Annotated in this window: 18 protein-coding genes; 9 read left to right on the top strand and 9 right to left on the bottom strand. The window is 62.5% G+C overall.

What is annotated here, in order from left to right; genetic code table 11:
- Positions 1-18: 18 nt before the first annotated feature.
- The 5 genes from tsaB (at position 19) to HU725_RS17715 (ending at position 3,538) form a co-directional block, all read left to right on the top strand.
- Complete coding sequence (tsaB, locus tag HU725_RS17735) at positions 19-693, top strand: tRNA (adenosine(37)-N6)-threonylcarbamoyltransferase complex dimerization subunit type 1 TsaB (protein ID WP_186477771.1); 675 nt, start codon at positions 19-21, stop codon at positions 691-693.
- Positions 694-823: 130 nt separating this feature from the next.
- Positions 824-1,111: a hypothetical protein gene (locus HU725_RS17730; RefSeq protein WP_186477772.1), complete on the top strand. Its 288-nt coding sequence runs from the start codon at positions 824-826 to the stop codon at positions 1,109-1,111.
- 3 nt (positions 1,112-1,114) lie between these two features.
- Entirely contained in the window at positions 1,115-1,984 is an 870-nt protein-coding gene (locus HU725_RS17725) for a DUF72 domain-containing protein (protein ID WP_186477773.1), read from the top strand.
- A 30-nt stretch (positions 1,985-2,014) separates the two neighbouring features.
- Positions 2,015-2,845, top strand: coding sequence for an isocitrate lyase/PEP mutase family protein (locus HU725_RS17720; protein WP_186477774.1), 831 nt, complete (start codon positions 2,015-2,017; stop codon positions 2,843-2,845).
- A 3-nt stretch (positions 2,846-2,848) separates the two neighbouring features.
- Positions 2,849-3,538, top strand: coding sequence for an extensin-like domain-containing protein (locus HU725_RS17715; RefSeq protein WP_186477775.1), 690 nt, complete (start codon positions 2,849-2,851; stop codon positions 3,536-3,538).
- A 2-nt stretch (positions 3,539-3,540) separates the two neighbouring features.
- Here HU725_RS17715 and HU725_RS17710 read toward each other — a convergent pair whose 3' ends face one another.
- The gene (locus HU725_RS17710; RefSeq protein WP_186477776.1) at positions 3,541-4,161 is read right to left on the bottom strand and encodes an energy transducer TonB; all 621 of its coding nucleotides are present in this window, start codon (positions 4,159-4,161) and stop codon (positions 3,541-3,543) included.
- A 106-nt stretch (positions 4,162-4,267) separates the two neighbouring features.
- Between HU725_RS17710 and HU725_RS17705 the strand changes: the two genes are divergently transcribed.
- Positions 4,268-5,050: a class I SAM-dependent methyltransferase gene (locus tag HU725_RS17705; protein WP_186477777.1), complete on the top strand. Its 783-nt coding sequence runs from the start codon at positions 4,268-4,270 to the stop codon at positions 5,048-5,050.
- Between the two features lie 87 nt (positions 5,051-5,137).
- On the opposite strand, the gene HU725_RS17700 is transcribed toward HU725_RS17705, so the two are convergent.
- On the bottom strand, positions 5,138-5,779 hold the full coding sequence (locus HU725_RS17700) for a TetR/AcrR family transcriptional regulator (protein WP_186477778.1): 642 nt from the start codon (positions 5,777-5,779) through the stop codon (positions 5,138-5,140).
- 168 nt (positions 5,780-5,947) lie between these two features.
- On the opposite strand from HU725_RS17700, the gene HU725_RS17695 reads away from it, so the two are divergent.
- Both HU725_RS17695 and HU725_RS17690 read left to right on the top strand, forming a co-directional pair.
- Positions 5,948-7,048, top strand: a complete 1,101-nt coding sequence (locus HU725_RS17695) for an efflux RND transporter periplasmic adaptor subunit (RefSeq protein WP_186477779.1) — start codon at positions 5,948-5,950, stop codon at positions 7,046-7,048.
- A gap of 6 nt (positions 7,049-7,054) precedes the next feature.
- Complete coding sequence (locus tag HU725_RS17690; protein ID WP_186477780.1) at positions 7,055-10,120, top strand: efflux RND transporter permease subunit; 3,066 nt, start codon at positions 7,055-7,057, stop codon at positions 10,118-10,120.
- Between the two features lie 33 nt (positions 10,121-10,153).
- Here HU725_RS17690 and HU725_RS17685 read toward each other — a convergent pair whose 3' ends face one another.
- The 3 genes from HU725_RS17685 to plsB form a co-directional block, all read right to left on the bottom strand.
- Complete coding sequence (locus HU725_RS17685; protein ID WP_060478365.1) at positions 10,154-10,840, bottom strand: DUF4197 domain-containing protein; 687 nt, start codon at positions 10,838-10,840, stop codon at positions 10,154-10,156.
- 31 nt (positions 10,841-10,871) lie between these two features.
- Positions 10,872-11,270, bottom strand: a complete 399-nt coding sequence (locus HU725_RS17680; RefSeq protein ID WP_186477781.1) for a YbaY family lipoprotein — start codon at positions 11,268-11,270, stop codon at positions 10,872-10,874.
- Positions 11,271-11,347: 77 nt separating this feature from the next.
- On the bottom strand, positions 11,348-13,834 hold the full coding sequence (gene plsB, locus HU725_RS17675) for a glycerol-3-phosphate 1-O-acyltransferase PlsB (protein ID WP_186477782.1): 2,487 nt from the start codon (positions 13,832-13,834) through the stop codon (positions 11,348-11,350).
- 230 nt (positions 13,835-14,064) lie between these two features.
- Here plsB and HU725_RS17670 point away from each other — a divergent pair, with 230 nt between their 5' ends.
- Positions 14,065-14,274 (top strand): cold-shock protein, encoded by a 210-nt coding sequence (locus tag HU725_RS17670; RefSeq protein ID WP_003252255.1) that lies wholly within the window; start codon positions 14,065-14,067, stop codon positions 14,272-14,274.
- Between the two features lie 88 nt (positions 14,275-14,362).
- Here HU725_RS17670 and HU725_RS17665 read toward each other — a convergent pair whose 3' ends face one another.
- The 4 genes from HU725_RS17665 to HU725_RS17650 all read right to left on the bottom strand — a co-directional run bounded on the left by HU725_RS17665 (position 14,363) and on the right by HU725_RS17650 (position 19,494).
- Positions 14,363-14,740, bottom strand: a complete 378-nt coding sequence (locus HU725_RS17665) for a hypothetical protein (RefSeq protein ID WP_060478362.1) — start codon at positions 14,738-14,740, stop codon at positions 14,363-14,365.
- 17 nt (positions 14,741-14,757) lie between these two features.
- A complete protein-coding gene (locus tag HU725_RS17660; protein WP_186477783.1) occupies positions 14,758-15,570 on the bottom strand; it encodes a putative RNA methyltransferase in 813 nt (270 codons plus the stop codon).
- Positions 15,570-16,721 carry a succinyl-diaminopimelate desuccinylase gene (gene dapE, locus HU725_RS17655; protein WP_186477784.1) on the bottom strand — a complete coding sequence of 384 codons (1,152 nt, stop codon included), beginning with the start codon at positions 16,719-16,721 and terminating at the stop codon, positions 15,570-15,572. The genes HU725_RS17660 and dapE overlap by 1 nt, the downstream gene beginning before the upstream one ends.
- Before the next feature lie 181 nt (positions 16,722-16,902).
- The gene (locus HU725_RS17650) at positions 16,903-19,494 is read right to left on the bottom strand and encodes a glycosyltransferase (protein WP_060478359.1); all 2,592 of its coding nucleotides are present in this window, start codon (positions 19,492-19,494) and stop codon (positions 16,903-16,905) included.
- Between the last annotated feature and the right edge of the window lie 27 nt (positions 19,495-19,521).

Raw genomic sequence — 19,521 nt, 5'->3', positions numbered from 1 at the left:
CACCTGGATACCCGTTCGATGACCACCCTGTTGGCCCTGGATACCGCTACCGAAGCCTGTTCCGTCGCATTGCTGCATGACGGCGAGGTAACCAGCCATTATGAGGTGATCCCACGTATGCACGCGCAGAAGCTGCTGCCGATGATCAAGCAGCTGCTGGCCGATTCCGGCGTGGCCCTCAGTGCCCTGGATGCCATTGCCTTCGGCCGAGGTCCGGGCGCATTCACTGGGGTGCGCATCGCGATCGGCGTGGTCCAGGGCCTGGCGTTCGCACTGGAGCGCCCGGTGGTGCCGGTGTCGAACCTGGCCGCGTTGGCCCAGGGCGCTTTGCGCGAGCACGGTGTGCAGCAGGTAGTAGCTGCCATTGATGCGCGGATGGATGAAGTCTATTGGGGCTGTTACCAGGCCCATGCCGGCGAAATGTGTCTGCAAGGCAGCGAGGCCGTCTTGCCACCCGAACGCGTGGCCTTGCCTGCTGGCAGTGGCGGCGACTGGTTCGGCGCAGGTACTGGCTGGTGCTATGCCGAGCGCCTGGCGGTCAGCGCCAGTTCCAGTGACCCAGCTGCGCTGCCCAATGCGCTGGACATCCTGAGCCTGGCCCGCTTTGCCTGGGCACGGGGCGAGGCAGTGGCAGCCGAGCAGGCGCACCCTGTCTACCTGCGCGACAATGTGGCCACCCCAAAGGCGCGCTGACGGCTATTCGTCGGTTATCGCTGCTGACGATAAACCTTCAGCGCAAACTGTGGTCCAGTTATCAATCGAGCATTAGCGACGGGGCTCGGTTGATGCTAAATTGCCACCACTGGTCCTGAGTGCTCATCTCATGCGTATCGACGGTTTCTCCTCACAGTCCTATCCGGTCAAGCGCACGCCGCGTAAGGCCGTGGTGCGCGATGAGAGCGTCGAAGATGCCGATCTGGTCGAAAACAACGAAGTGCCCATGGAAGCTACTACTCGCCGCCGCTCGGCTGGCGTGCCGGCTCGCCAGCAGGACATGGTGTTCCCACGAGCTCGGGATCGCCGCACGGCCACCGCATTGGCCAGCTACTTGAGCACTGCCGGTTTTACCGACTGGGACATGGAAGTGATAGGGCTCGACCTGTACATTTGACGGATGAATCCGCCCCCTCTGCCTTATTTCCTGGGTTGTCCGTCCTGGAGCGAAAGCGCCTGGCGCGACTACCTGTACCCAGCCGACGCCAGCACCAACGAAATGTTGGGCTACTACAGCCAGGTATTCAACGCAGTCGAAGGCAATACCACCTTCTACGCCCGTCCAGCGCAGCGCACCATTGCGCGCTGGGCGCAGGTCATGCCTGCACACTTTCGTATCACCGCCAAGTTCCCCCGAGACATCAGCCATGAGGGTGACCTGCGTGATCAGCTTGAATCGGCCTTTGATTTCACCCGTTTGCTGGCGCCGCTGGGGCAGCGAGTAGCGCCGTACTGGTTGCAGCTGTCGGCCAGGTTCGGCCCCGCACGGCTAGGCGAGCTCGGCCAGTTTCTGGACCAGATCGGCGTACCTGTGGCGGTGGAGGTGCGCAACCACGCCTTCTTTGCCAAGGGCGAGGAAGAGCGGTCGCTCAACCGTCTGCTGCACGAACGGGGTGTCGAGCGCATTTGCCTGGATTCTCGCGCGCTGTTCAGTTGTGTATCGCGCGACCCTGCCGTCCTGCACGCGCAGTCGAAAAAGCCCAAGGTCCCTGCGCGCCCCGCCGCCTTCACCCAGCACCCGCAGGTGCGCTTTATCGGGCATCCGCAATTGGCCGCCAATGAGGGGTTTCTCACCCCGTGGGTCGACAAGGTCGCCGGCTGGATCGAGCAAGGGCGTAGCCCCTATGTGTTTCTTCATACCTCGGATAATCGCCTGGCCGCCGCGCTTGCTCAGCGCTTTCACCAGCGCTTGATGGCTCGCTTGCCGGGGCTTGCGCCTTTGCCTGAATTGCCGCGCGCACCTGAGGTCGAACAACTGGGGCTACTCTGACCCTTACCTGCCGCCCCGGAGATTGCGATCATGGATGTACAGACTTTGCGAGCCGAAGCGTTCAAGGCATTGCACGAGCGCGACGGCGCATTCGTCATTGCCAACCCCTGGGATGCCGGTTCCGCCAAGTTGCTGGCCAGTCTTGGCTTCGAAGCTTTGGCCACCACGAGTGCAGGCCTGGCGTTCAGCCTCGGGCGAGCGGATGCCGAAGGTGCGTTGTGCCTGGATGAAACCTTGGACAACGCTGGCCTGATCGTCGATGCAACACCGTTGCCGGTGGCTGCCGACCTGGAAAATGGCTTCGGCGACCAACCCGATGACTGCGCCCACGCCATTGTGCGTGCTGCCCAGACAGGGTTGGTCGGCGGCTCGATCGAAGATGCCAGCGGCCGCGCCGAAGCGCCTATCTACGATTTCGAACTGGCCGTAGCGCGGGTTCGGGCCGCCGCGCAGGCCGCGCGCAGTCTGCCATTTCCGTTCACCTTGTGTGCCCGTGCTGAAAACCTGCTGCACGGGCGCATGGACTTGGACGACACCATCAAGCGCTTGCAAGCCTTCGCCGAGGCGGGTGCTGACGTGCTTTATGCACCCGGGTTGCGCAGTGTCGATGAAGTGCGTGCTGTGGTTCAGGCGGTAGCGCCCAAGCCTGTCAATGTACTGATGGGGTTGGCCGGTGTGCCGCTTTGCGTCAACCAGTTGCAGGACCTGGGCGTGCGCCGCATCAGCGTGGGCTCTTCGCTGGCCCGTGCAGCGCTGGGCGCCTTCCACCGTGCGGCATTGGAAATACGCGACCAGGGCACCTTCAATTACGCTGAGCAGGCGCTGCCGTTCGCACAGCTCAACGCTCTGTTCCACCGCTGAGCCATGCGCGTATTCATGCTGCTGTGTAGCCTGCTGGTGCTAACGGCGGGCCTTGTCTGGCAGCTTGGCTGGCGCCTTCCCGATGCCTGGAACCCGTGGGCACCACTGGATGTGCGCCAACCACCCAACTGGTTGACCCACTACAAGCTGTCGCGCTTGCGCGGCGACCCAGCCCTGTGCCGCCAGACCCTGGAGAGCTCCGGCCTTCGCTACCGAGCACAGGCCGACAGCCCGGCATCGGCCAACTGCCCGCTTGAGAACGTGTGGCGCATCGAGCAAGGGCAAGCCCGGCTGAGCAGTAGTTTTCTCGCCAGTTGCCCGCTGGCTGTGGCCTATGCCTTGTTCGAGCGCCATGGCCTGCAGGTGGTGGCGCAGCAGGTTTTCGGCCAGCCTGTGGTTCAGGTGGATCATTTGGGCAGCTTTGCCTGCCGCAATATCTATAACCGCAAGCAAGGGCGCCTGAGCGAGCACGCTACGGCCAACGCCCTGGATATCAGCGGCTTTCGTCTACAAGGCGGCCAGCGCATCGTGTTGGCTCAGGATTGGCAGGCGGGAGGGCAGAAAGGCGACTTTCTGAGGCGAGTGCATCGGGCGGCGTGCGACAGTTTCAGTACGGTCTTGGGGCCGGACTACAACGCTGCTCACCACAACCACTTTCATCTGGACATGGGGCGCTGGCAGGTCTGCCGCTGACCTCAGGCGTGTATGCGAACGTTGTTCAACACCACCGGGCGCGCCCAGTGCATATCGAACTCCAGTTCATTCTGCTGCTTGGCCAGGGTAGCCTCGTCAAACGGCTCTGGCGCGGGGTCGAGCAGGTCCTTTTCCAATTCAGCGATCGGCAGGTGTAGCGGGCGCGGTGAGGGGGCCGGGCCTGGTTCTGCCGTCGGGTGGCCTTGGCTCATGACGATAGGGCGCAGCCAGTTGTTGCTGATGTCGAGTTGGCGTTGTTGCTGAATCATCTCGGCCACAGTGAATGGCTCTGGCGCCGGTTCCAGCAAGTTGGCCTCAAGCTCGGCCTTGGGCAGAAACAGCGGCTCGGGCGGTGCAACGACGGTTTCCTGTACGGGGCAGGCACGTTGGGTTTGGATCAGGGCCAACGCCTTGGCTGCGCCGATCGGTTCCCCAGTCTGCTTGTCGCACTGCTCCATGGCCTGGATGACGCTGTCCGGCTCCAGCGCTTGCTGGTCGGCCATGGCGCGGGCAAAGAAATCCTGCCACAGGTGGCTAACGCCGCCCAGTGCCTGGGTATTCTGCCGACCGTAGTTGCCGACAGGCGACAAGTAGGTCAAACCGATGGGAAGTGTATCTGTCATGGCAGTCGCGCGCGTTGTGCTCTGGCAGAATAGCGGGATATTGCCTGTATCGGCCGTGCCGGTGATACATGAAGGGCTTGTTTACATTTTTCGAGTGCAGGTTGAAATGCAAGAGCAGGAGCAGGGCACAGGACTTAGGGTTGAGGCGCTGGCGCCGCAGTACGCTGCCCAGGCGGCCAGTTGGGCCGCGCGCCTGGGTTTGCCGCTGGAGGACGAGCGTGCCGAATTCGCGGTACAGGTGGGCGCTGAGGGCTTGCAGATCCAGCAATTGGGGCCGCAGGCGCCAGGGCCGGTGCGGGTCGACTTCGTCGAGGGGCAAGCGGCGCACCGGCGGCTGTTCGGCGGTGGCAACGGGCAGATGATCGCCAAGGCCGTTGGTATTGCCCAAGGTGTGCGGCCGCAGGTGCTGGACGCTACCGCAGGCCTTGGCAAGGACGCATTCGTGCTGGCCAGCCTGGGCTGCCAGATGACCCTGATCGAGCGCCAGCCATTGATCGCAGCGCTGCTTGAAGACGGCCTGGCGCGGGCCCGGGGCGATGAACAGGTCGGCGCCATCGTGGCCCGCATGCGTCTGTTGACCGGCAATGCCATCGAGCAGATGCGCGCCTGGGAAGGGGAGGCGCCGCAGGTGATCTACCTTGACCCGATGTTCCCGCACCGTGACAAGAGCGCCTTGGTGAAAAAGGAGATGCGAGTCTTCCGACCGCTGGTGGGTGATGACCTGGATGCCCCGGCCCTGCTCGAGGCAGCCTTGGCGCTGGCCAGCCACCGAGTAGTGGTCAAGCGCCCGCGCAAAGCACCGATCATCGAAGGGCCCAAGCCGAGCCATAGCCTGGAAGGCAAGTCGAGTCGGTATGACATCTATCCGAAAAAAGCGTTGAAGGCGTGACCGCCTGAACCGGCCTATGCGCGGCTGAAGTCGCAGCTACACGAGCCCTGTAGCAACGTCAGCCGGCAAAGGCCGGTTCAGCATGACTCAGGCTTCGAAAGCCCGGATGAACAACCCGACCACCTCACGTACATGGGCCTCGGCCTCGTCGCCCTCCAGCGGCCCCGCACATCCCAGCAGCAAACGATAATCCGGCGCGCCTTTGATAAGGCAGAAAAAGTGCTCGGCGGCCTGTAACGGGTTAGCGATGCGCAGCAAGCCGCGTTCGTCGATCTCGCGCAGCAGCGCCTCCATACCTGCTAGCACCCGTTTGGGCCCCGCCTCGTAGAAAAACTGACCGAAGGCTGGGTCCTGGCTGCCCAGCGCGATGATCAGGCGGCTGAGCTTGACTGCTTCGTCGCTGCAGATCAGCGCTTGGAAATTGCGCCCGATATTGAGCAGCACCTCCTGCACAGGGGCGCCGGCGGGGTATTCGAATATCAGGTCGGGCAACTGGTTCTGGCAGGTCGCCATGACCGCCGAGCCAAACAGCGTCTGCTTGTCGGTGAAGTGGCTGTAGACCGTGAGTTTTGAAACACCTGCCGCCGCAGCGACCGCATCCATGCTGGTGTTGGCATAGCCAAGGCTGAGGAACAGGGCCTTGGCAGCTTCGAGGATGGCCTCGCGCTTGGCCAGGTCCTTGGGCCTGCCCGGGCCGTTGGGTGCGTCGTTGGACATTGGGATCCGCATCTGGTTGAAGGGGCGACCATCTTACCGGCTCAGACGTCTTGCGGCTGTAGCTCGTGACCGTCGTTAATGTCGATTTTCTTTCCGACGTCGGCTTCCCGGCCTCGGTTCCCTGATTTAATATACTCGCCAGTATAAATATTCCAATACGTACCCGCGAAAGGATTTCCCATGTTGCGCCAAGTCCTGTCACTTGCTCTGCCCGCAGTTGCTGCGCTGTTGCTCGCGGCGTGCGGCCAGGAAGCCGCCGCGCCTGCTGCACCACGCCCGGCGCTGGTGGTCCAGCCGCACGCTGCCGCCGCCGTTGCCGACAGTTATCCTGGCGAAGTGCGCGCGCGGCTGGAGCCGGCGCTGGCTTTTCGCATTGGCGGCAAAGTCAGCAAGCGCTTGGTGGAGGAGGGGCAGCGGGTCAAGGCCGATCAGCCTTTGGCTGAGCTCGACCCACAGGATGTGCGCCTGCAACTTGAGGCCAGCCGTGCTCAACTGGCAGCCGCTCAGGCCAACCTGTCGCTGGTACGTACCGAGCGTGACCGCTACCTGAAGCTGCGGGATCGGCAGATGGTCAGCCATTCCCAGTATGACAACGCGGAAAACCTTTATCGCGCCGGCCTTGCCCGCCTCAAGCAGGCCAAGGCCGAATACGACGTGGCCGGCAACCAGGCTCAATACGCGGTGTTGCGTGCACCGCAGGCGGGCGTGATCGCCCAGCGTCAGGTTGAAGTGGGGCAGGTGGTCGCTGCCGGGCAAACGGTATTCACCCTTGCCGCTGACGGTGAGCGCGAAGTGGCCATTGCGCTGCCGGAACAACAGTTTGCAGGTTTTGCCGTAGGCCAGCCCGTCAGCGTGGAACTGTGGTCGCGCCCTGGTGAGCGGTTCCCAGGGCGTATTCGCGAGCTTTCACCCTCAGCCGACCCGCGTTCGCGCACCTTCGCTGCACGCATCGCTTTTTCGTCCGCCAAGGTGCCTGCCGAGCTCGGGCAGAGCGCGCGGGTGTTCGTTGCCCATGAGGGCGTGATAGCACTCGCGGTGCCGCTCTCGGCGGTCACCGCGCAAAACGGCCAGGCCTACGTATGGCGGGTCAACCAGGACAGCCGCCTGGAGCGCGCGGTGGTGCGCCTGGGTGCTTATGGCAGCGAAAGCGTGCCGGTGCTCGAAGGCCTCGGCCCCAATGACTGGGTGGTCGCTGCAGGGGGCCATGTACTGCGCGAGGGCCAGGAAATACGCCCCGTGGACCGAACCAATCGCCTAGTGAACCTGACGGCCAAGGAGTAAGTCCCGATGGGTTTCAATCTATCTGCCTGGGCGCTGCGTAATCGCCAGATCGTCCTTTTTCTGATGATTCTGCTGGCTGCCGTTGGCGCCGTCTCCTACACAAAACTTGGGCAAAGCGAAGATCCGCCATTCACTTTCAAAGCCATGGTCATTCGTACCCTCTGGCCGGGTGCTACGGCAGAGGAAGTATCGCGCCAGGTTACCGAGCGTATCGAAAAGAAGTTGATGGAGACGGGCGAGTACGAAAGGATCGTCTCGTTCTCGCGGCCCGGTGAGTCCCAAGTCACCTTCATGGCCCGCGACTCGCTGCACTCCAAGGATATCCCCGAGTTGTGGTACCAGATTCGCAAGAAGGTTTCGGATATCCGCCATACCTTGCCACCGGAGGTCCAGGGGCCATTCTTCAATGACGAGTTCGGTACCACCTTCGGCAATATCTACGCCCTGACGGGCGCGGGTTTCGACTACGCGGTGCTCAAGGACTACGCCGAGCGGGTGCAGATCCAGCTGCAGCGGGTCAAGGATGTAGGCAAGGTCGAGCTGGTCGGCTTGCAGGACGAGAAGGTCTGGATCGAGCTGTCCAACCTCAAGCTGGCGACCCTGGGTGTGCCCTTGGAGGCGGTCCAGCAGGCGTTGCGCGAGCAGAACGCGGTGAGCACTGCAGGGTTTTTCGAAACCCCCAGTGAACGCCTGCAGCTGCGTGTGAGCGGGCGCTTCGACAGTGTTGACCAGATACGTCAGTTCCCTGTGCGGGTGGGTGATCGCACCTTTCGTATAGGCGATGTGGCTGACGTGCACCGCGGCTTCAACGACCCGCCAGCCCCACGCATGCGCTTCATGGGCGAGGACGCCATTGGTCTGGCGGTGTCGATGAAAGATGGCGGCGATATTCTGGTGCTGGGCCAAGCGCTGGAGGGCGAGTTCGAGCGCCTGGCGCGCAACCTGCCAGCAGGCATGGAACTGCGCAAAGTGTCGGACCAGCCCGCCGCGGTCAAGGCCGGGGTCGGCGAATTCGTACAGGTGCTGGTCGAGGCGCTGGTGATCGTGCTGTTGGTGAGCTTCTTCTCTCTCGGCCTGCGTACCGGCCTGGTGGTGGCCCTGGCGATTCCCCTGGTGTTGGCCATGACCTTCGCCGCCATGCACTATTTTGGCATCGGCTTGCACAAGATCTCGCTCGGTGCGCTGGTGTTGGCGCTGGGCCTGCTGGTGGACGATGCGATCATTGCTGTGGAAATGATGGCGATCAAGATGGAGCAGGGCTTCGATCGCCTCAAGGCAGCCAGCTATGCCTGGACAAGCACGGCTTTCCCTATGCTCACCGGTACCTTGATCACCGCAGCGGGCTTTTTGCCGATCGCCACGGCGGCTTCCAGCACCGGCGAATACACCCGGTCGATCTTCCAGGTAGTGACCATCGCACTGCTAACCTCATGGGTAGCTGCGGTGCTCTTCGTACCTTACCTGGGCGAACGGCTACTGCCAGACTTGGCCAAGCTGCACGCTGCGCGCCATGACAAGCACGGGCATGCTCCCGACCCCTATGCCACGCCGTTCTATCAACGGGTTCGGCGGGTGGTGGAGTGGTGCGTGCGGCGGCGCAAGACGGTGATCGTGCTGACCATTGCCGCCTTCGTCGGCAGCATCTTGCTGTTCCGCTTCGTGCCTCAGCAGTTCTTCCCGGCCTCAGGGCGACCTGAACTGTTAGTGGATTTGAAGCTTGCCGAAGGTGCCTCGCTGGCCAATACCGCCGAGCGGGTCAAGCAACTCGAAGCGTTGCTCAAGCAACAGGACGGCATCGAAAACTACGTGGCTTATGTAGGTTCAGGCTCGCCACGCTTCTATCTGCCGCTGGACCAGCAACTGCCGGCCGCCAGCTTCGCCCAGTTCGTCGTTCTGGCCAGCTCGCTCGAAGAACGTGAGCGCTTGCGCAGTTGGTTGATCGGCACTGTCGAGCAGCAGTTCCCTGACGTGCGCGCCCGTGTCACACGTCTTGAAAACGGCCCACCGGTGGGCTACCCGGTGCAGTTCCGGGTGACCGGGGAACATATCGAGCAGGCCCGTGCCTTGGCCCGCGAAGTGGCGGAAAAGGTCCGCGAGAACCCGCATCTGGTCAACGTACACCTGGACTGGGAAGAACCGAGCAAGGCAGTGTTCCTGAAGATCGACCAGGACCGCGCTCGCGCCCTGGGCGTGAGCACGGCCCAGGTGTCGAGCTTCTTGCAGAGTTCGCTGACCGGCACCACCGTCAGCCAGTACCGTGAGGACAATGAGCTGATCGAAATCCTCTTGCGCGGTACTGCCCGGGAGCGCGGCGACCTGGGTAACCTCGCCAGCCTGGCCTTGCCAACCAACAATGGCCAGAGCGTGGCGCTGTCTCAGGTCGCGACGTTGGAGTACGGCTTCGAGGAAGGCATCATCTGGCACCGCAACCGCTTGCCGGCGGTGACCGTGCGCGCCGATATCTATGACAACCAGCAGCCTGCCACCCTGGTCAAGCAGATACTGCCGACCCTGCAGTCAATCAGGGCCAAGCTGCCCGATGGCTACCTGCTGGAAGTCGGAGGTACGGTCGAGGACGCCGAACGCGGGCAGAAATCGGTGAACGCCGGCATGCCCCTGTTCATCGTGGTGGTGCTGAGCCTGCTTATGGTCCAGTTGCGCAGCTTTTCGCGCACGGTGATGGTGTTCCTTACCGCACCGCTGGGGCTGATTGGCGTCACTGTGTTCCTGCTGGTGTTCCGCCAACCGTTCGGCTTCGTCGCCATGCTCGGCACCATTGCCCTGGCGGGGATGATCATGCGCAACTCGGTGATTCTGGTCGACCAGATCGAGCAGGATATCGCCTCGGGGCTGGACCGTTGGCAGGCGATCATCGAGGCCACGGTGCGGCGCTTCCGGCCGATCGTGCTGACGGCGCTGGCGGCAGTGCTGGCGATGATCCCGTTGTCACGCAGTGTCTTCTACGGGCCGATGGCGGTGGCGATAATGGGTGGGTTGATCGTCGCCACGACGTTGACCCTGTTATTCCTGCCGGCATTGTATGCGGCGTGGTTCAGGGTCAAGGAGGGCTGAAGTGCACGGGGGGCACACAGCCCCCCTGGGTTGTCACAGGGCGCCGAACACTTTCTTGGCAAGGCTTGTAGCGGCCTGGGCTGGGTTCTGGCGGATACTCTGTTCCTGTTTGGCAATCATCTCGAACAGCCCGTCCAGGGCCTTTTCGGTCACGTAGTTCTCGATGTTGGCGTCATTTTTGATCAGCCCCAGGCCTTTGGCCTGGCCGGCGAAGGCATTGTACTGCTGAGCCACGCCGACCTTGTCGGTGGCCTGCTTGACGATCGGCAGGAACTTGGCACGAATCTGTTCGCGGCTGCTCTTGTTCAGATACTGGGTGGCTGAGTCCTCACCGCCGCTGAGGATGCCCTTGGCGTCGGTGACGCTCATTTTCTTCACGGCATCCACCAAAATGGCCTGGGCCTGCGGCACGGCGGCCTCGGCAGCCTTGTTCATGCCGGCTTCAAGGGCTTCGACCTGGTCGCCTTTACCGAACATCTTCATGGCCTTGGCGGCCTTGCCAAGGTTGCCCGGCAGTTCGATGCGTACATCGGGGTTGTTGCTGAAGCCGCCTGGCGTGCTCAGTTGCTTGACGGCAATCTGCGCACCTTGGGTAAGTGCGTCTTTCAGGCCGCCGGTGGCATCGGACTGGCTGAGGTCGCCGAGCGACAGCGCCAGGGCGCTGGCCGACAACAACAAGCCGGCGCATAGGGTAGTCAAGCGCAAGGAGGCGCGAATCATGGGTATTTCCTTATCGATTAAAGGAGAATGCTCAACGCACCGGGTCGACTTTGACACGAACCGGCTGCTGGTCACTGCCGTCGAGCGCGACGCTGTGTTGTTGGGTGTTGATGAACAGCAGTTGACCGTCCAGCTCGATCCGCGCGCTGAGCGCATAGCGGTGGCCAGGTTTGACTTGGGCGGCATCGTAAGTGAGGTGGAAGGGCAGCGGTACGTTGCCTTTGACCGGGCCGGCCTGGCGGGCCAGGGTCACGGCAGGGGCATCCATCAGCGAGACATCCTGCAGTGTAACGCTCAAGGTGGCAGCCGGTGGCAGGGCGATGCGCTGTAGGTAGAAGACTTCACCGTCCAGGCTGGCCTGGTTGGAAGGTGTTGGGCTGGAACAGGCTGCGAGCAGGGATGCACAGCACAGCATAAAGAGCTTTTTCATGGAATCTCCGGTGTCCTTGGCGCTGGCTTGTGGCCAACGCCAAGGACTTTAACGGATTTTCCGCGCAGGCGGGGGCTTCAGATGGCAGCCCTGGTCAATGCATCATCGCCGTGCAGTGCAACCTGCCGAATCGACAGGCGCAGTTCTGCCGACAACACGCGCTTGGCCACCCCTTCGGCCAGCTCGCCCAGTTTGTCGTGGTACCCCAGCTTGCCACTGCTGTCAGGGCGCAGCACGCGCTGCTCGATCAAGGTGTGGATGAAGTGCCGGAACAGGGTCTTGTCGAAGAACTCCGGGGCGTTGAGGCCATGCAGAATCGACAGGCGCTGGGCCATCATCACGCACAGGTCTTCCAGTGCCTCGGCGCTCAGGGTGTTCTGGCCACTGTTGAGCAACAGCGAGGTCGCCATGTAGAAACGCTGCAAGGTCTGGGTGATGCTGCGCGCTAGCAACGTCAGCAGCACGAATTGGCGAGAACTCGGGGCCGGGCGCATGAACAGGTCATTGTCCTGGCGCAGCAGGCCCTGATCCACCAGTGCTGCCAGCCACTGGTCGATCACTTCGTCCAGTTGCTCAGGCGGCCAGCGCAGGAACAGCTCGGCTTGCAGGTACGGGTACAGCGCACGCACATATTGCCCAAGCAGCGCGCGGCTCATGCGCGAGCTACTGAGGAAGAAGCTCGCCAGCAGTGCGGGCAGGGCGAAGATGTGCAGGACGTTGTTGCGGTAGTAGGTCATCAGTACCGCGTTGGCTTCATCCAGATAAAGGATGCGCCCCATGGCGTCCTTCTGTTCGGCCAGCAGGTCCATGCCACGCACGTGCTCGATCAATGCCTGGCCGTCACCTTCAGGTAGTGTGGTGTGCTCGGAATAGGGCACCTGGCGCAGCAGCGCCAGGTACAGGTCCAGTACCCGCACCAGGGCACGTTCGTCCAGCGCCAGGCGGCTGGTGGACAGCAAAGCCAGAGCGACCAGGTTGACCGGGTTGACTGCCGCCGCCCCGTTGAGGTGGCGAGCCACGGTTTCGCCCAGGCGGGTGGTGGTTTCGTTCAACCAGGCCGGGCGGAACTGCGGACCCAGGTCTTGCTCCCGCCAGCCGGGTTGCTGCTGGTCGAGGAAGGCAGCCAGGCGGATCGGCTCGCCGAAGTTGACCGACACCTGGCCAAAACGCTGCTTCAGCGCACCGATGACCTTGAAGATGTCGAAGATCGACTCTTTCTTCTTGCTCGCCCCACGCAGTTCGCCCAAGTAGGTGCGGCCTTCCAGTACCCGCTCGTAGCCGATGTAGACCGGTACGAACACGATTGGCGTGCGCGATGAGCGCAGAAAGCTGCGCAGGGTGATCGCCAGCATTCCGGTGCGTGGCTGCAGCATGCGCCCAGTGCGCGAGCGACCGCCTTCGACGAAGTACTCGACCGGGAAGCCCTTGGTGAACAGGGTGTGCAGGTACTCGTTGAACACCGCGGTGTACAGCGGGTTGCCCTTGAACGTACGACGCATGAAGAAAGCACCGCCACGGCGCAGCAGGCCGCCGATCACCGGCATGTTGAGGTTGATGCCGGCGGCGATGTGCGGGGGTGTCAGGCCGTTGCGGAACAACAGGTAAGACAGCAGCAGGTAGTCGATGTGGCTGCGGTGGCAGGGCACGTAGATCACTTCATGGCCGGGGGCGATGCCCTGCACCTGTTCGATGTGGTTGACCTTGATGCCGTCGTAGATCTTGTGCCAGAACCAGCTGAGCACAACTTCAAGAAAGCGGATGGCAGTGTAGGTGTAGTCCGAGGCGATTTCGTTGCCGTAGCGCAGCGCCAGAGCCTCGGCCTTGGCCAGTGGCAGGTTCTCGCGCTGAGCCTCTTCGGCAATTGCCTGGCGCACCAGGGGCGCATGCACCAGGCCCTTGACCAGGTTGCGCCGGTGCGAGATATCGGGGCCGATGACGGCACTCTTGAGGTTGCGAAAATGCACGCGCATCAGGCGCTGGGCCATGCGCACGGTGCGCTCGTGGCCCTTGTTGTGCTGCACCAGTTCGCGCAGGTGGATCGGTGCCGAGAACTGGACGCGGGTCTTGCGGCCAAGAATCAATACCGTCAGCAGCCGGCGCAGGCGCCCGGTCACTGCCCAGCTGTCGGCGAACAGCAATTTCCACGGGCTGTTTTCACTGGCAGGGGTCTGGCCCCAGAACACGCTCACCGGGATGATCTGCGCATCTTCCTCGGCATGCTGGCTGATGGCTGCCACCAGGCGCTCCAGGGTCGGCGGGGCACCACGCTTGTCTTGGCGGCCAAGCCAGTCTGGGTCTGGCGTTAGGTAGAAGAAGGCGGCAGGCTCATGCAGCGGGCCGACGGCGACAGGCAGCACCGGGCGCGGCAGCCCTGCTTTGGTGCATTCCCGGTCGACCACCACCAGATCAGTGAGCGACGGTGACGGCAGCGCGTAGAACACAGGGCGGCTGCGGTCCAGTTGCAGGGTGAGGGAGGACTGGTTGATGGTCTCGGAGCGCACCCACAGGTACATCAGGCGACGCAGAGCGCCGAAAATCAGACGGCGCAAAGGGGAACGGGTCATGGGTGAGTGCCCTGGGCATGAATTTCTGAGAATAGACAGCCAGTTAGTCTGCCGTATCGGCGTAAGTTCAGCAAAATTCGGTAAATAGCACGACAGTCATGAAATTTTTTTGTGCCGTGTCATATACTCGGCCTGCCGCTTGCAAGAGATTTCGGCAAGCGGCGTCGACATAGGGAGGACACCCTGTGTCTACAAGGCGATCTTCACAATAAAAATCCGGAGTAGTTCAGATGTCGTCTCGTGAGACTGGGAATGTTAAGTGGTTCAACGATGCCAAAGGTTATGGCTTCATTCAGCGTGAAGGTGGTGCGGATGTTTTCGTCCACTATCGGGCGATCCGCGGTGAGGGGCATCGTACCCTGGTCGAAGGGCAGCGGGTGGAATACGCCTGCGTGCAGGGCCAGAAAGGCCTGCAAGCCGAAGACGTAGTCGGGCTCTGAGCCTCTGTTCAAGCCTTGATCGGTAAGCTTCAAGCTGCAGGTGACCGTGTACTTGCAGCCTGATGCATACGCTTCTGACGCCCGTTGCTCAGGAGGTGCGCCAGGTGATTTCTTCTTCACCGTCGGCGCTGATGCGGATCCAGCGATCGGCATCTTCTTCACCGTCTTCCTCCACCCAGCCACCCGGCGCACAACGCACTTCGACGTTCAGTGCCGCGAATGCCGCTCGAGCGCAGGCCACATCATCGGCCCATGGCGTCTGATCGCTTTCCAGGTACAGGCTGTTCCATTTCCCCACAGCTTTGGGTAACCAAGTGACCGGAATGTTACCGGCCTGGCATTTGAAGGTCTGGCCTTTTTGCTTCCATTGGCTGCATGGGCCGATGGCTTCGCTGAGCCACTGAGCGATCTGCTGGTGGTCGACGTCGGCGTCCTTCAGGTAGATCTCGATATCAGGTTGGCGCATAGGGGCTCCGGGTGTGCTCAGTGCTGGCGCACGAAATAGTCATAACGCATGGAAACCGTGACCGCGAAAGGCTCGGGCTGGTCGATCACTCGCGCGCGCTTTTCGGCGCTGGCGCGCCAGCCGTGCGGGGTCATCGCCAGCAGGTCGGCACGTGCCTTGGGCAGGGCCAGGCTCAGGCGAAATTCGAGGATTTCGCTATGGGCGTGGGCCATGCCCTCGGGCACCAGTGCCAGGTGCTTGTCGTCGGCATAGTGGCGCACTTCATCGTAGAGTACTTCACGCAACTCCATCAGGTGGCCGCTGGTCGGGCCGACCCGCATCAGGCCGCCCCCTGGGCTGAGCAGGCGCTTGGCCTCGCCCCAGTCCAGGGGGCTGAACACGCTGGCGATGAACTGGCAGCTTTCATCGGCCAATGGCACACGTGCCATGCTGGCGACCATCCAGGTGACGTTCGGAGCACGGCGACAAGCGCGTTTGACTGCCTCGCGGGAGATATCCAGGGCATATCCAGCGCTAGCAGGCAACGCATCGGCGATCTGGGCGGTGTAATAGCCCTCCCCACAACCGATATCCAGCCAGGCGCCCGGTTGGCGCTCGGCGGCAAGCTGCGCCAGGCGCCGGGCCACTGGGGCGTAGTGGCCGGCATCGAGGAAATCGCGGCGGGCCTGCACCATGGCCTGGTTGTCGCCAGGGTCACGGCTGTTTTTGTGCTGCACCGGCAGCAGGTTCAGGTAACCCTGGCGCGCCCGATCGAAACGGTGGCCGGCAGGGCAGACTACCCCATTGTCGAGCTGCGAGAGGGGCGCCTGGCAGAGTGGGCAGGCGAGCATCAGGCGAGCAACCGGACCAGGGTCTGGTAGTAGATTTCGGTCAGCAGGTCGAGATCGCTGGCCAGGATCCGCTCATCCACCTGGTGGATGGTGGCGTTGACCGGGCCGATTTCGACCACCTGGGTGCCCATGGTGGCAATGAAGCGACCATCGGAGGTGCCGCCGCTGGTCGAGGGTTGGGTGTCGCGGCCGGTGACGCCCTTGATGCTGGCCGACACCGCATCGAGCAGTTCGCCAGGTTCGGTGAGGAACGGCAGGCCCGACAGTGCCCAATCGATCGACCAATCAAGCTGGTGTTTGTCGAGAATCGCCGACACCCGCGATTGCAGGCCTTCGACGGTCGACTCGGTGGAGAAGCGGAAGTTGAACAGCGCGGTCAACTCGCCCGGGACCACGTTAGTGGCGCCGGTGCCTGCGTTGAGGTTGGAGATCTGGAAACTGGTCGGCGGGAAAAACGCGTTGCCTTCGTCCCAGTGTTCTGCGGCCAGTTCCGCGAGGGCCGGTGCAGCCAAATGGATTGGGTTGCGGGCCAGGTGCGGGTAGGCCACATGGCCTTGTTTGCCACGTACGGTCAGCTTGGCGCCCAGCGAGCCACGGCGGCCGTTCTTGACCACGTCACCGAGCAAGGTGGTGCTCGATGGTTCGCCAACGATGCACCAGTCCAGGCGCTCGTTGCGCGCTTTCAAGCGTTCGACCACCGCTTTGGTGCCATGGTGGGCTGGGCCTTCCTCGTCGCTGGTGATCAGGAAGGCGACCTTGCCACGGTGGTCAGGGTAGTCCTGCACGAAGCGCTCGCTGGCGATCACCATCGACGCCAGGCTGCCTTTCATATCGGCCGCCCCCCGGCCACAGAGCATGCCGTCAGCGTCGATCAGCGCTTCGAACGGCTCATGCTGCCATTGTTGTACCGGGCCGGTGGGCACCACATCGGTGTGGCCGGCAAAGCACAGTACCGGGCCATCCTGGCTGCCGTGGGTAGCCCAGAAGTTGTCGACGTCTTCGATGCGCATCGGCTCGAGCTGGAAGCCCACGGCGCCCAGGCGGCTCATCATCTGGGCCTGGCAATCGGCATCGACGGGTGTGACCGAGGGGCGACGGATCAGGTCGCAGGCCAGTTGAAGGGTAGGCGAGAGCTCGGCAGGGGCCGTCATGGGGAACTCCGGGGCAGGCAAGGCGGGAATATCTGAGGGGCGTTATCTTATATCAAACAGACGATCCGGTGGGGCCGCGTTGCGGCCCATTCGCGGCACAAGCGTGCTTCTAACAAGGCCACGCGACTGGCTGCAGACGTGGCCTTGTGCTGCGAAGGGCTGCCAAGCAGCCCTGGTAGCCTCAGGCCTGCTGCGGCTCAGCGGCTTTTTCTGCAGGCTTGGGGAGCGACGAGAGAAAGGCCATCACCAATGCCGCCACGTAGGGCAGCGACTGCACCAGCAGCATCGCCACCCAGAATCGCATGTCCGAACTCGGCAGCCCCTGCACCAGATAGATCCCGGCCGCCGCGCCCCACAACAGCAGCATGATGAACAACTCCTCGCGCGCTTCGGAAATCGCCACCAACAAGCCATGGCTGTCGGCATTCTTCGGCGTCCGGAAGAACGGCATGCTACTGGTGAAGAACCCGTACAGCACCGCTTTGGCGATGGTGTGCGACAGAGCCAGCCCCGCCAATGCCGCAGCGAACGCATCCTTCATGTTCACCCCCACCGCACGGCGGTAGAGGAAGATGATCTTGCCGACCTTGAAGAAGAACAGCGCCAGCGGTGGAATGGCGAAGATCATCAGTGGCGGGTCGACCCGGTGTGGCACGATGATCATCGCAGCCGACCACAGCAGCGCACCGACCGTGAAGAAGATATTCATGCCATCGGCAATCCACGGCAGCCAGCCGGCCAGGAAGTGGTAACGCTGACCGCGGGTGAGCTCGCTGCCCTTGCCGCGCAGCAGGGCTGCGGCGTGATGCTTGATGATCTGGATGGCACCGTAGGCCCAGCGGAAGCGCTGCTTCTTGAAGTCGATGAAGGTATCGGGCATCAGGCCTTTGCCATAGCTGTTGTGCGCATAGGCCGCCGACAGGCCCTTCTCGAACACACGCAGGCCCAGCTCGGCGTCCTCGCAGATGCACCATTCGGCCCAGCCCAACTCTTGCAACACGCTGCGCCGGGTCATGGTCATGGTGCCATGCTGGATGATCGCGTCGCGGTCATTGCGGGTGACCATACCGATGTGGAAGAAGCCTTTGTATTCGCTGTAGCAAAGCTTCTTGAAAGCGCTCTCGTGCTGGTCTCGGTAGTCCTGAGGCGACTGGACAACGGCGATTTTCGGGTCAGCGAAGTGCGGCACCATGTGCTTGAGCCAGTTGCGGTCCACGCAGTAGTCCGAATCGATCACCGCGATGACTTCGGCGTCCTTGGCGGTGTGCGGGAGCAGATAGTTCAACGCACCGCCCTTGAAACCGGCCAAAGGTGCTACGTGGAAGAACTTGAAACGCTCGCCAAGCTTTTCGCAGTGGGCCTTGAGCGGCTCCCATACGGCGGGGTCTTTGGTGTTGTTGTCGATCACCAGCACTTCATAGTCCGGATAATCCAGCGCAGCGAGGGCATCGAGGGTTTGCTTGACCATCTCCGGCGGCTCGTTGTAACAGGGCACGTGCACCGACACTTTCGGCCGGTAAGCACTGTCGCCCTGTACCGGCAGGAATTCGCGCCGGCGTTTGAGGGTCCAGACCGCCTCGGCCAGCTCGTGTGCTTCGGTCATCAGCACGATGAACACGCCCAGCGCGCCGAGTGCCAGCAGCACCCCGACGGTGAGGCTGAACCAAGTGCTGTATTGCTGGCTGTAGTCATAGGCGATCCACACCAGCACCGACCCACACAGGAAGGTGATGAACGTCAGGAAGGTGCGGCCGCGCTGGCGCAGTGCCGAGCCGTCGATCAGCAGCACAGCCAAGGCGATCATGGCCAGCACCACTGAAGCCACCGCCAGGGCTCGCCACTGTGGAATGGCGACTACCGGCCCCTCGAAATTGAATTTCTGCTGGCGCTCGGCGTTGAACACCCCCCAATAAGCGCCCACCGAGCCTTCGTCGTTGGCTTTCCAGGGTTGGTCGTAGGCTTCGATGACGAAATAGTTGTAGCCACGCCGGTTGAGGGTGTTGACCAGTGTACGCAGATAGATGGCCTGGTCGGCCTGGGAGGCATCGGCGCCTCCACGCATCCGGCCATTGCTGGGCCAGCCGACTTCCGACAGCAGCAATGGCTTGTGCGAGAACTGCTGGCGCAGCTCGCGGGCACGGTCCAGCACGAACTGCACCGAGTCTTTCATCGGCACGAACTCCCAGTACGGCAGGATGTGTGCGGCGATCAGGTCGACGTGCTTGGCAAGTTCCGGGTGTTCCTTCCAGATGTGCCACTGTTCGCTGGTGGTGACTGGCACCTTGACGGCGGCCCGCACCCGATCGAGGTACTTGATCAGCTGCTCGGCGGTGACCTCTTCGCGAAACAGCGCTTCGTTGCCGACGACTACTCGCACTACGCTGCGCGAGTGGTTGGCCAGTTCGATGCCTTTTTCGATTTCGCGCTCGTTGCGCTCCTGGTCATTGCTGATCCAGATGCCCAAGGTGACCCGCAGGCCCAACTCTTCGGCAAGCCGCGGGACTTCGGCCTGGGTGCCCTGGACGGTGTAGATACGGATGTTGTCAGTGAGCTTGTTCAGCTGCTCCAGGTCCTGACGCATCTCGTCCTCGCTTGGGTACTGGCCCTTTTGCGGGCTTTCGCCCAAGCGGAACGGCGAATACGAGAAGCCAGAGATCTGTTCTGGCCAGGCAGGGGCCGACACAGGACGATTGATCAGTGCCCAGAAGCCGGTGAACAGCGCGGCGATGGCCAGGACCACCACAAGGTTGAGGCCGAATTTGCGTGATGACATTGTGGTCCGTTTCTGTCTGAGTGGTAG

The organism is Pseudomonas promysalinigenes (assembly GCF_014269025.2).
In the GTDB taxonomy this organism is placed as follows: Bacteria; Pseudomonadota; Gammaproteobacteria; order Pseudomonadales; family Pseudomonadaceae; genus Aquipseudomonas; species Aquipseudomonas promysalinigenes.
Note: the sequence above shows the minus strand (reverse complement) of the source record. Positions and strands in the feature narration are given on the sequence as shown.

Coding starts and splice junctions, on each gene's coding strand:
- HU725_RS17730 (WP_186477772.1), top strand. CDS start 824: ATGCGTATCGACGGTTTCTCCTCACAGTCCTATCCGGTCAAGCGCACG.
- HU725_RS17720 (WP_186477774.1), top strand. CDS start 2,015: ATGGATGTACAGACTTTGCGAGCCGAAGCGTTCAAGGCATTGCACGAG.
- HU725_RS17695 (WP_186477779.1), top strand. CDS start 5,948: ATGTTGCGCCAAGTCCTGTCACTTGCTCTGCCCGCAGTTGCTGCGCTG.
- HU725_RS17690 (WP_186477780.1), top strand. CDS start 7,055: ATGGGTTTCAATCTATCTGCCTGGGCGCTGCGTAATCGCCAGATCGTC.
- HU725_RS17670 (WP_003252255.1), top strand. CDS start 14,065: ATGTCGTCTCGTGAGACTGGGAATGTTAAGTGGTTCAACGATGCCAAA.
- HU725_RS17685 (WP_060478365.1), bottom strand. CDS start 10,840: ATGATTCGCGCCTCCTTGCGCTTGACTACCCTATGCGCCGGCTTGTTG.
- HU725_RS17660 (WP_186477783.1), bottom strand. CDS start 15,570: ATGCTCGCCTGCCCACTCTGCCAGGCGCCCCTCTCGCAGCTCGACAAT.
- HU725_RS17650 (WP_060478359.1), bottom strand. CDS start 19,494: ATGTCATCACGCAAATTCGGCCTCAACCTTGTGGTGGTCCTGGCCATC.
- HU725_RS17715 (WP_186477775.1), top strand. CDS start 2,849: ATGCGCGTATTCATGCTGCTGTGTAGCCTGCTGGTGCTAACGGCGGGC.
- plsB (WP_186477782.1), bottom strand. CDS start 13,834: ATGACCCGTTCCCCTTTGCGCCGTCTGATTTTCGGCGCTCTGCGTCGC.
- HU725_RS17705 (WP_186477777.1), top strand. CDS start 4,268: ATGCAAGAGCAGGAGCAGGGCACAGGACTTAGGGTTGAGGCGCTGGCG.
- HU725_RS17665 (WP_060478362.1), bottom strand. CDS start 14,740: ATGCGCCAACCTGATATCGAGATCTACCTGAAGGACGCCGACGTCGAC.
- HU725_RS17710 (WP_186477776.1), bottom strand. CDS start 4,161: ATGACAGATACACTTCCCATCGGTTTGACCTACTTGTCGCCTGTCGGC.
- HU725_RS17700 (WP_186477778.1), bottom strand. CDS start 5,779: ATGCGGATCCCAATGTCCAACGACGCACCCAACGGCCCGGGCAGGCCC.
- tsaB (WP_186477771.1), top strand. CDS start 19: ATGACCACCCTGTTGGCCCTGGATACCGCTACCGAAGCCTGTTCCGTC.
- dapE (WP_186477784.1), bottom strand. CDS start 16,721: ATGACGGCCCCTGCCGAGCTCTCGCCTACCCTTCAACTGGCCTGCGAC.
- HU725_RS17725 (WP_186477773.1), top strand. CDS start 1,115: ATGAATCCGCCCCCTCTGCCTTATTTCCTGGGTTGTCCGTCCTGGAGC.
- HU725_RS17680 (WP_186477781.1), bottom strand. CDS start 11,270: ATGAAAAAGCTCTTTATGCTGTGCTGTGCATCCCTGCTCGCAGCCTGT.